This window comes from Marinagarivorans sp. (genome assembly GCF_982758155.1).
Genome location: NZ_CEXWTU010000103.1, coordinates 4215 through 16320 on the forward strand (window position 1 = coordinate 4215; position 12106 = coordinate 16320).

The window sequence follows — 12106 nt, forward strand, 5'->3', positions numbered from 1 at the left end:
GGATGCCCCTAAGAGGGCAGATGAGTGCCCGAGCTTGTATAACCTTCACTGCCACGAACAAACCACCCGCAAGAACACACAATTAGACGGCGCGGTATGAAGTTCCGTAGAATACCTACAACCCCAGGGAGCTCTTCATGCAGTATGAATTTTCCGACAGTATTAACGCCATTCCAGCCGCAGACTGGCTAGCCTTATGGCAAACAGATTACCCCTTCGTGCAGCATGGTTTTTTAGCGGCACTGGAAGACAGTGGCTGCGTGTCCACAACCGCTGGCTGGAAGCCTTACCATCTCACACTAAAAGACGGCGGCCACTTAATTGCCGCCATGCCCCTATACATAAAAAGTCACTCTTACGGCGAATACGTTTTTGATTGGAGCTGGGCCGATGCTTATCATCAACACGGAATGCACTACTACCCCAAGCTATTGAATGCGATACCCTTTACGCCAGCTACAGGCCCACGCGCGGCGGCGCAAGATACACGTTCAATGCAACACCTCTATCACGTCATCAATGAACAACTGGCCCAAAAGCGCTTCTCGGGCTTTCACTCTCTTTTCCCTTTTTCGGCTAAGCCCTTGCAAACACAACCGCAACTACAGCAGCGCCTTGGCTGCCAGTTTCACTGGTTTAACCGCGATTATTCTGATTTTGATGCCTTTCTCTCTGACTTCAGTTCACGCAAACGAAAAAACATAAAAAAGGAACGGGCCAAGGTAAACCAACAGAATTTCGAGATTACCCGCACGACTGGTACCGAGCTAACACCGCAAGATTGGAATGACTTCCATCAGCTCTACCAAAGGACATACCAAAAACGCAGTGGCCACAATGGCTACCTTAATAGCGATTTCTTCGCGCAAGTCGGTTCAGCCCTCCCGCAAAGTACTTTACTCGTGCGTGCCTACAGCGAAACAAAGCTGGTTGCAGCAGCCCTGTACTTTTACGACAGCCATACACTCTACGGGCGCTACTGGGGAGCAACAGAAGAATTCGACGGCCTTCACTTCGAATGCTGCTACTATCAAGGAATTGAATTTGCTATTGAGCACGGATTACAGCGCTTTGATCCTGGCGCACAAGGTGAGCATAAAATTCAGCGGGGTTTTGTACCCGTACTCACACAATCGTTTCACCAGTTGGCACATCCAGAATTCAATCACGCCATTACCAATTTTTTAGTTGAAGAAAAACAAAACAACCAACAGTATTGCGCCGATGCTCGCGGTTACCTCCCCTTCAAAGAGACGCTATTACTACCCGACCCCACAACACTGACAGGGCCTATTACATAGCACTCATTATTCACACCGATGCCAAAGGAACACCCCATGAAAACAACACAATTTAGAAATCCACTCAAAGCCATACTTTGGAGCGGTGTTATTAGTTCGCTCGCCTTCGCCCAAACTGTTGCCGCAGACTGGAGCATTAACAATCAAAGCTCTGCAGTACAGTTCGTCAGTATCAAAAAGGGCAGTATTGGAGAAGTCCATCACTTTGGCGAAATAAGCGGCACCTTAACAAAAACAGGTGAACTCACGGCCAGCATTACCCTTGCATCCGTCGACACCGGTATTGAAATTCGCAATACCCGAATGCAAGAACAACTTTTTGAAATCACAAAATTTCCACTCGCAACCATTAGCGCTCAAATCGATCCGGCATTACTCCAGCGCTTAAAATCAGGAAAAAGCAAAACGCTTCAAGTGCCCTTCGAGCTCGATTTACACGGCAAAAAAGTGACCTTACTGGCCGACGTTATTGTGAACCCACAAAAGGGCGGAGACTTAGTCGTCACGACTGCAAAACCCATACTGCTTAATGCAACCGATTTTGGCTTTACCGCAGGTATTGATAAACTTAAAGAACTTGCGGGTCTTGACGCTATAGCGAGTAGCATTCCTGTTACCGTGCAATTAACTCTAGAAAAATGATCTACTTACTAAGGGCCGTGCATGAAATAACTTCCCGATTTTGAATTCCTGGATGCACGCTTGTCTTCGTTAAAAATATTTGCAATAGCCGGCTATTACGCCATATTCTCGCCTCTTCAAGGGTGCACCCAAAAAACCAAATTCCAGCAACTTATTTCGTGCACGCCCCTTAGCAGCCATTTTAGTCATGAAGGTATAAATAAAAAAAGGCTCATAATAATTGAGCCTTTTTTTAATGAAAACATTGAGGAAAAACGATATCGCTTAGCTTTGGCGCTTACGCAAAAAAAGCTTAGAGCTTTCAGCCCCAGTAGCCAACAGCGATACCTCTTTAGAGGATAAATACTCATCTAAAATGGTAGCCAACAATGCTTCTGTCATGGGCTTTTGTACATAGCCGTCCACATCCGATTCAACGCACTTCTCTTTAATATCGTCCGTATAGGGCTCCGAAGAAACCAATATAATGGGTGCTTTATGAGGGCAAGCTTCCGAGTTCTTTAAGTTATTAGCAATATAAAACCCGCTGATACCCGGCATATTAATGTCTAAAAAGATTAAGTCGTAAGGGGTATCTAGCTTGTCTACAATATCTAAACCACGCGCTTTAAAGACCTCACAGCCAAAATCCTCTAGCATATTTTCAATGAGCGCGGCTTCAACACGGTTATCTTCCGCTATCAGCACTTTCGCCATGTAATGCTTGTGTACTCCCATAACACCCACCTCAATTAACGCCTGTTTCTATCAGTGTAGCTAAGCCCGTCACACAACTAACCGGCTTCCGATAAAAGGTAATTAAAGTCGATACGAGATAGATCGAATTGTTCTTGTAACTGCTCAGTTAAAGCCAAAAGCGTCTCAAAACTACTCTCTTCGGTGCGCGCTAGTGCCTCGATTTCACGGGCTAAATCCGACACAGTAAAAGCCCCCATTTGTCGGCTGGATGATTTGATCGTATGTGACGGCACAACCAACTGTTTATAGTCATGCTCCTCCAAACCCTGCTTTATTTGCTCCAGATAATTTTGCGTATCCTCCAAGAAGTATTCAATCATTGTAGGGAAACGCCGCTTCATCATCGATTTTGCCTTCACTACCGCCACCTGATCTAGATACTGCAAAACTAAGCCAACAGGTGGCTCAACAACCTCGTCTTTTTTATCCTTCGCATTCACGCTTGATGATGAGGATGACAGCGCTCCCTGCGATACTGGCGGCACCGTTACTACATCAGCTGTAGCCGTAACCGTTTTAGGTGGAATGCTATCAGGCGCAAAAAAAGAATCCTTCAACGGGGCATCGGAGGGCGGTAATTTTTCCGTTTCAGCAGAAATGCTATTTTTCGCATTAATCGATAAAGGAGGCTCGAAATCATCCGCCTCCATTCCCAGCATTGTTTTTTGCTTAACTTCGCCTACATTCACGCTTGCATCACCCTCAGATGGAGGCGGCATCACAACCGATGAAGGATGATTCTTGCTGGCCAGATTTTGCTTCTCAGAGCTTACTGTTTCTTCTATCCGCGGGGGTATTGGACTACTCTTTGCCACCGGTGTTCTGTGCTGTAACCATTTACTCATCGTTTGTTGTAAATCTTTTTTCCGGACGGGCTTCGACAAATAGGCGTTCATACCAGAATCCAAACAACGCTCTCTATCGCCCGCCATCGCGTTCGCGGTCAGTGCAATAATTGGAAGTGCATTTCCAATCACCTGCGGTAACGCTCTAATCGCTTGTGTCGACTCAAAACCATCCATCACTGGCATCATGCAATCCATAAGCACCAAATCAAATTTTCGCCCACTGCGAACATAATCCACCGCAATTTTTCCGTTTTCGGCTAATGTCACTGAAGCCCCAAAATCTAACAACATATCTTCGGCAAGCGCTGCATTAATTCTATTATCCTCAACCAACAATATTTCTGCGCCATCCAAATAATTAACATTATCAGTATACGCCCGCGGTTTTGGTTCATTAGGCACGCGCTGAAGAGAAACCTCTTTCGATGGTTTAGCCATCAAAAAGTCAGTGAAAAGTTCCGTATCTGCTGGGAAAGAAAAAATACCATCATAACCTTGGTCAGTAAGATTTTTGGCAGCTTGCTTATCATGCTTGCGTGTAATGCAAGCAATTCGCGCTCCCGACAGTTCATCGAATTCTTTCGCCGTTTGAATGATTTTACTGGGAGAAGCAGCCTTCACAAAATAATCAACAACTAAAAGCGAAACTGGGCCATTCAGGTGTAGGGTATTCGTCATTAACTCTTGCGAAGTTTTACACACAACCTGCAGGCCACTCATGCCCAGGTCAGCCAATACACTCCCTTTAAATTCTTTATCATCACAAATAAGAACAATCGAACCTGAATAGCTCGAGACAGCCTGCACATCTACCCTCTGGGCATTACCAGCGACATTAACGGGAATAATAAAGCTAAAAGTAGCGCCCTCACCAATTACGCTACCGACTCGTATGCTACCGCCCATTAATTCAACGAGCTTTTTACAGATAGATAAACCCAAGCCCGTACCACTGAACAAACGTTTAGTACCGCCATTACCCTGCACAAACTGCTCAAATATAATCGACAATTTGGACTCTTCAATACCTATGCCGGTATCTTCAATCAGGAATTTTAGGGCCAAATCACCGGTTGCTAAAGGCTCTGCAATATCGACCGTCACGACAATATAACCCGACTCAGTAAATTTAATCGAGTTACTCAGTAGGTGATACAGTATCTGTCGAATTAAAGAAGCATCACCACCCACCTCATGAGGAACGCCATCCTCATAACGCATAATTAACTCTAATTTTTTAAGCTGTGCACGCTCTTCCATTATTTGAACAAGATCACCGGTTAATTCAAATAAATTGAAACGAGCCAGTTCAACCTGAGTCTCTCCGGCTTCTAAGGAAGAAAACCCTAAAATATCATTAACAACATCCAACAGAGAATCTGCAGACGACATAATAGTGCGAACATACGATTTTTGTTTACTATCCAGCCGCGTGGTATCAAGGTTTTCACCCGCACTGATAATACCGTGCATAGGTGTTCTAATCTCATGACTAACACTGGTTAAAAATTCAGTTTTGATACGATTAGCCAATGCCGCTTGTTCATAAGCCTCATCAATATCTTTTTGGAGCGGCCTTAAAATAAAGAAAAACATGGCCGCAGAAAACAAAACCATAACAACAACAAGGTAATGCCAATAATTTTTATTTTGCTGCCCGACAAGTTCACCTAAATAATGATAATAAAGGGTAACCGTTTTCTGTAATCGCCCTCCGATTATGTTTTTATGGGTAGATATAACCTCAATATGGCGCCTCACCTGAGGCTGATTATCACTGGACAACTGCGACAATTTATACGCGGAAGCGATGTACTCTTTCAATAGTATATGCGTCGACTGCTCACCCATAAAATATAACGTTTGAATCACACCGGGAATAAATTCTTTCTGTGCATACAGGTTTCCAGTAATAAACTCCAATTGCCGACCCAGGTCTCGCAACTCATTACGAGCACGCGAGATCTCAAGCTGTCGAGTCGGCAACAAAAACACGGAAACGTCTTCATTCTTAGCGATCATTTTACGCGTGCGCTCGACATCAAAATACTGCGCAAGCACCGCGATATGCCTAACAACCGACAGTTGCTGATTCAGTTTATAAATTGATTCAGCATTGCGCTTATTTTCTATAGTCTGCAAAGAGGCATACATAAAAACAGAAACAATCAACGCTGCCGAGACCCCAAATAATGCAATAACTTTTGACCAAAGTCCGCCGTGCCCATATAAAGAGAGCCATACTTTTAGCATGGCTCAGACTCTATCGTATCAATAAATGCTTTAGTCTCAGAAAAACTATCTACCAGTGCTATTAGCTGCTGATCTATTTCATCCAGATTAGAGCTTTGTTTTGCATAGAGCTCTATTTTCTTGGCAAAATCGCCTACGGCACAAAAACCTAAGGTATAAGATGAAGACTTCAGAGGGTGCGCGCTCTCTCGAATTCGATTGTAATCTTGCTCGTCCACACCAAGACGAATCTCCGACAAATACTCTTCACTATCTTCTACATACTCACCCAGAATAGTTATGAATTTTTTCTTGAACACTTTTTTAGTCGCATTAAACACATCATAATCAATCAAAAGATGAGAATCATTTTCTTTTGATGTGAAAACTTTTATGGCAGATTTTTTTACTGGATTTTTATCTTCCGAATCATTTGAAAGGCTACCAACTTGAGCATTACCATCCCCTTCATACACGACTTGAGGCGGAAGATCATCGACAACCTGAGGCAAAGTAACAACAATTTCATCCTGTAATGTTTTTATATAGCCTTTAGTCTCAACAATGGTTTGAATACACGTTTCCAATACCCCCGACAGTGCATCCGTACGATTAACCTTAGCAACATGCAAGTCTAATGCAGCCTGAGCAAAACGGGAAACATCGCGCTTTAAACGCAACAGCCCTAAAGCCTCACATATAGGTACAATAATTTTTGCGGTATCATAAATAACTCGCGCAGGCTGGGCACGAAATTGACGTTCAAGTAACCGAAAACTCTTTTCAATATCGACAACATAGCGCTCAACATCAACGCCAGCACGGCCACCAAACTCCAAAATTCTAGAAAACTCCTCTTCATCGACCAAATGCTCATCTTCGCTATCAGCCAAATGTTTAATCGAAATTTTTTCACTGTCTATACAATTAGCCAGTATAAATCGTAACTTTTCACGCCGTATTGGTTTTGTAATATAATCGTCCATGCCGGCATTAAAACAGCGCTCACTATCCCCTTTCATGGCATTGGCCGTTAAAGCGATAATCGGCGTAGGTGCTCGTTGCGCGCTTTTTTCAAAATGCCTAATATGGCGAGTACTTTCAAACCCGTCCATTATTGGCATTTGACAATCCATTAAAACGGCATCAAATCGTTTTTCACGGAAAGATTCAAAAGCTTCTTTTCCGTTAACACTTAATGCGACCTCACATCCGAACTCTTGAAGGATTTCAGTGGTTATTTGTGCATTTACACGATTATCCTCAACCAACATGATATTAACGTTACTAAAATAGACCAGATCATTTTTTTGATTGACGATAAAGTCAGGAATAAGCACTGCAACTTTACTCACCAATTGATTCTTTAGCGACTGCTTATGCAAAAATAAATCAACGCCTGCATTCAAGCTATGAACATGATTAATGTCAATATCTTTTGCAGATGTTGCAATGATTGGAGTGTGGGCACCGCCCATTTCTGATTGTATTTTCTTAAATGCCCTAGCGACATCAATGCCATTGACTATTGGCAATTCAACATCAACAATCAATAAATCAATAGAGTGCTGCCGACTATATTCAATAACAGACTCGCCATCCAAAACCCTAGCCACTCTACTGCCAGCACCTAAAAGCAAAGACTCAATCAGTTTATAATGAATATCATTAACTTCTGCCACTAATACTTTAGGGCCAGCAAGCTGAAGGCTACTGGAGCGATTATTTGCCCCTCCTCGTATTTCATCAACGGTTAACAGCCCGACTTTGTCGCCAACTTTAGCCGATGAAACCGTCAACCCAATTAATGCCGTTAATTGCCGCAAACGAATAGGTTTTTGAATGCAGGCTGATATGCCTAATTTAATGTAAGCTTGCTCATGCTGAATATCCGCACTGATATTATTCAATATAATAATCGGCGGCGCAGTATCAACATAGGTTAAACCAATATTTTCAGCTAAGGCACAGCCATTAACCATCGGAATATTTTCATCGATCAATACGATGTTGAACGGATCGCCAGCCGCTTCATACTGCCCGATTAAACGCAATGCTTCTTTGGCGCTAGAAACGCACGCAACTCGCAGCCCAAAATAACGTAGCGCCAGCTTAATATACTCAAGAAAATAAGGATTATCATCAACAACTAACGCATTAAGGTTTTCCAAATCGTCACAATTATCATAATGAGGTTGCGATGAATCGATCAATAAATGCAACGTAAACGAAAACGTAGAGCCTTGCCCCTCAGTACTTTCGACTTGAATGCTTCCACCTAGCAGCTCAACAAGCTGTTTACAAATTGCCAGACCTAAACCCGTACCACCATACTGTCGGGTTATAGAAGATTCAGCTTGAGTAAAGCGCTCAAATATTTTTTTCTGAGCCTCGTCAGAAATGCCAACCCCCGTATCCGTCACAGAAAAACGTAACGCCTCTTCGTTATCATTTCCGTGTTCAGCCCCTAAAGGCTCCACCGCAATTAAGATATGGCCACTGCTAGTAAACTTTATGGCATTATTAACCAAGTTATTCAGTATTTGCCGCAACCGGCTAGGGTCTCCAATCACCACCTCAGGAATATAAGGTGATATTGCCAAAATTATTTCGATGTCTTTTTCATTGGCTCGCATTGTCATTAAATCGGCGACATCTTCCACTTCGGCATATAAATTGAACGGTATCGATTCTATTTCTAGCTTGCCTGACTCAATCTTTGAGAAATCAAGAATATCGTTAATAATTGCAAGTAAACTTTCCGAAGACCGTAAAACAGTACTGGCATAATTTTTATGCTTTTGTTTTTCTAAAGACTCAAGTAACAACTCTGTAGTACCGATAATACCATTCATTGGCGTTCTGATTTCATGACTGACCGAGGCCAAGAAATCGCCTTTTAATTCATTGGCTTCATCCGCTTTATTTTTAGCCTTGATCAAAGCGTGCTCTTTGACTCTCATTTCTTGCAATAAGTGATTAAAGGCAGTGGCTAAACGCCCTATTTCATCATCAGCAAAGCGTGAAGCCCTTATATGAAAGTCATTCGTATTTACAAACTGAGTCACCGATGAGCTTAGCTCCTCCAAAGGCCGAGATATTATCGCCTGCAAACGCAATAGCATTAAAAAAGACACGATGAAGAATGTTGCAATTAAACTACCGGCAACAATTATTTGACTATAGATAATACTATTTGCATTAGAGTCGAGTACTTGCGCATAAAGATAACCCGTCACACCACGATCCGTGCTTCTAATAGGAACGAGAAAAGGAATACTAGATAACTCACACGTGTGCACAAAAGATTTAACAACAATCTTTTCTTTATTCAAAAGGCAGAACGTCTGAACACCCAACGCTTCGCGAAAGGTGTTAACAGTAGCTTCTATCGCAGGAAGGTCGATACGCAACATTTGATCAGATAACTCAGGCTCAATTATCTTAACCAAAATATCCGCCGTACTACGATCAAAGTGTTTTTTAAACGACAGTGTCTCGAAGAGTACCAACGGAAGCGAAACTAGTACGCACAAGATCACAGCGAGTATAAAAAGCAACTGTATCTTACCTTGAATACTTAACTGGGACTCTACTGTTCTGATTCGCTCAAACCAGGACGTGCGATCCGCGAGAGGCACTAATACTACCAATCAATATCTGAATCATTGGCAACAAATGCAGTCACTTCATTACCTGCATCATTATACGAAATACGATCAAAACTCATTGAATGCGCCTGCGCTATTCCCCGACCGTGGTTTTCCAACGCTCTAGAAGGGTCTACTTTAATATATTTCCTCCAATCAAATCCATTGCCGCAATCTTTAATCTTCAAATAAAAACCATCGTCTTGACGCTGATAATACACTTCAACCGTTTTATTCTTATGCTCGGGAAAGTCGGTTCTACGCAGAACTTCATCTCGCCAAGTACCGCTTTTAATCAGCCATGTTTTTTCATCATAACCTACGCTTAAATTACCATGTTCCACACCATTAATAAGAAGCTCAGCAATACCAGTAACAACCTTTTCGGGTTGGGGGTAGCAATTAGCCAAAAAGCACGCCAAATCTTCCGCTTCAGGGATAGTACGCAATACAAATCGGCATTTCTTAATCAGGTTAAAACTCGACTTGTGATGACTAAGCTCTTGATTTAGCAATTTTTGTTGTGAAATATTGCGTACTGCCGCTGATACAACCGAAGCCAAAACATCCTCATCAATAGGCTTTGTTAAATAATAATAAACGCCAGCATCAATACCTTCGCGAATTTGTTCCGCTCGATCAGAGCCTGTTTGCATAATCACAGGAATATTTTTAAGTAACGGATCGTTCTTCATTAACGATACAACTTCAAGGCCATTCATCCCTGGCATTTCGCGGTCAATCACAACAATATCAATATCGGCACCGTGTGCCTGCAATGCAGCCCATGCCGTTTTCCCATCATCCGCGGTGGTTACGTTATGCCCAAGATCCTCTAGTTGTGTTTGCAGCATCATCCGCATAGACCGATCATCATCTACCGCGAGTGTATTAATCGTTACACCACTAGGGATTGCAGATGCCGCATGGTTTAAGGGTTCCATATTAATTACCTTTCTGAAAATGCCGTTTTAAGTGATAAATGTATAGGTTTAAATAAGTAAGAAAGTATTGTTTTTTCGCCAGTAACAATATCGCCAACCACTGTCATTCCTGGAAGGATAATATTTTGCTGTTCGTCATTACCCACGTATGTTTTAGAGAGCCCTATACGCACTTTGAAATAAGGCTCCCGTCTTTCATTCATAAATGTTGTAGCCGAGACGTAATCCAATGTACCGGAAACGGTGCCATAACGAGAAAAATCAAAAGAGCTCACTTTAACGCGAATAGGCTGACCGACTTTTATATGCCCAACATCCTTAGGTGAAACTTGTGCTTCAACAATAAGCTTTGCACTCAACGGAACAATCTCAAGTAAAGCTTTACCCGGCTCAACAACGCCTCCAACAGTATTCAACTGTAAGCCCTTCACTACACCTTTTACTGGCGCACGCACCGTCAAACGATTCACCCGGTCCTCTAATCGAATTAAAGTTTCTTGTATTTGATCTCGCTGCGATTGAAGTTGATCCAGCATTGAATAGGTTTGGTCTCGCGACTTTGAACCGAGTGACGTCAATCGGCTTTGATATTCAGTTAAAGATTCACGCGCCTGCCCTAAAGTCTCTTTATTCTCCTTTAAATCACCGACCAATTTATGATGATCTTGCTCAAACTTTATGTACGTTAATCGCGATGCATACCCTTTATCCAAAAGATTTTTCTGAATATCCCTAGCCTCTGCCGCGAAAGCTAGGCTTTGTTTGGCATGTTCGATACGATGCTGTAGTTTTTCTATTTCTGATTGTTTCTGCGATACCTGCTGACTAAGAACATCTTTTTCTTGAGCAATGGATTGCCGCATTTCATTATAGGCATTCGCCTGAAAACTCAACTCACTTTCAGAGAGTTCGCTAATATGGCCAAAATCCAACGATCGCTGATCAACAAAAGCTTGATAACGTTCAATTTGAAGCTTTATGGACTTCATTTTTTCACGCGTTTCCTCAAGGTTTTGAGTTGCGGCAGTGTCTTCTAGCTTAATTAATATTTGACCTTCATCCACTAGGTCACCATCACGAATCAGCACCTCTTTAACCAAAGCGCCCTCTAAGTGTTGAATAATTTGCGTGTACCCTCGCGGCACAACTTCGCCCACCGCACTAGTGACTTCGCTAATTTTAGTTACCGCCGCCCAAATAAAGAAGATTAAAATTGCGGTACTTATCACCAACATGGTAACCCGTACCATATGAGGATTCACAGCCTCTTCCAGCCGAACAGATTGTGGCATATAAGCCAACTGTTCCTGCTCACTATAAGAAAGTTGATTCTTCTTTAAATAATTTTTAATTGATAAACTCATACCGTCACGTTTGCTAACACCTGCCGCAGCAAGGCTATCTCCACCACTCAAAGACATATAAAGTTACCCTTCTAATAAGTCTAGTTAAGAAAATGCCGATTAGCCGATAAACACAGAGAGGAATGGCATGCTTTAGATGTCATTTAGAAATATTATGCTGGTTATATTCAGAGTTTTGTTATATTGAAAAAGGTGAAGTAAAACACTACGGTTAGGGGCGAGGCAATAATAGTTTATCCAATTAGACGAAGGCGCCTGTTTTCTCAGCAAGGCGCTCGAAGCGGGGCATGTAACGCTTTGGGCAACGCAGTTGAGGAAGCAGGAGGCAGGAGGCAGGAGGCAGGAGGCAGGAGGCAGGAGGCAAGTATTATTGGATAAAGTATTTTT

Annotated in this window: 7 protein-coding genes; 2 read left to right on the forward strand and 5 right to left on the reverse strand. The window is 42.6% G+C overall.

Annotated elements, in window-relative coordinates; translation table 11 throughout:
* Nucleotides 1-137: 137 nt before the first annotated feature.
* Both AC3A8L_RS12070 and AC3A8L_RS12075 read left to right on the forward strand, forming a co-directional pair.
* A complete protein-coding gene (locus tag AC3A8L_RS12070) occupies nucleotides 138-1301 on the forward strand; it encodes a GNAT family N-acetyltransferase (RefSeq protein ID WP_487962515.1) in 1164 nt (387 codons plus the stop codon).
* A gap of 36 nt (nucleotides 1302-1337) precedes the next feature.
* The gene (locus tag AC3A8L_RS12075; RefSeq protein WP_487962516.1) at nucleotides 1338-1943 is read left to right on the forward strand and encodes a YceI family protein; all 606 of its coding nucleotides are present in this window, start codon (nucleotides 1338-1340) and stop codon (nucleotides 1941-1943) included.
* 264 nt (nucleotides 1944-2207) lie between these two features.
* On the opposite strand, the gene AC3A8L_RS12080 is transcribed toward AC3A8L_RS12075, so the two are convergent.
* The 5 genes from AC3A8L_RS12080 to AC3A8L_RS12100 all read right to left on the reverse strand — a co-directional run bounded on the left by AC3A8L_RS12080 (nucleotide 2208) and on the right by AC3A8L_RS12100 (nucleotide 11776).
* Nucleotides 2208-2660 (reverse strand): response regulator, encoded by a 453-nt coding sequence (locus AC3A8L_RS12080; RefSeq protein WP_487962517.1) that lies wholly within the window; start codon nucleotides 2658-2660, stop codon nucleotides 2208-2210.
* Nucleotides 2661-2716: 56 nt separating this feature from the next.
* Nucleotides 2717-5782 (reverse strand): hybrid sensor histidine kinase/response regulator, encoded by a 3066-nt coding sequence (locus AC3A8L_RS12085; RefSeq protein WP_487962518.1) that lies wholly within the window; start codon nucleotides 5780-5782, stop codon nucleotides 2717-2719.
* Entirely contained in the window at nucleotides 5776-9213 is a 3438-nt protein-coding gene (locus tag AC3A8L_RS12090) for a response regulator (RefSeq protein WP_487962519.1), read from the reverse strand. The genes AC3A8L_RS12085 and AC3A8L_RS12090 overlap by 7 nt, the downstream gene beginning before the upstream one ends.
* Before the next feature lie 194 nt (nucleotides 9214-9407).
* On the reverse strand, nucleotides 9408-10355 hold the full coding sequence (locus tag AC3A8L_RS12095; RefSeq protein ID WP_487962520.1) for a response regulator: 948 nt from the start codon (nucleotides 10353-10355) through the stop codon (nucleotides 9408-9410).
* Nucleotides 10356-10360: 5 nt separating this feature from the next.
* Complete coding sequence (locus AC3A8L_RS12100) at nucleotides 10361-11776, reverse strand: HlyD family type I secretion periplasmic adaptor subunit (RefSeq protein ID WP_487962521.1); 1416 nt, start codon at nucleotides 11774-11776, stop codon at nucleotides 10361-10363.
* Between the last annotated feature and the right edge of the window lie 330 nt (nucleotides 11777-12106).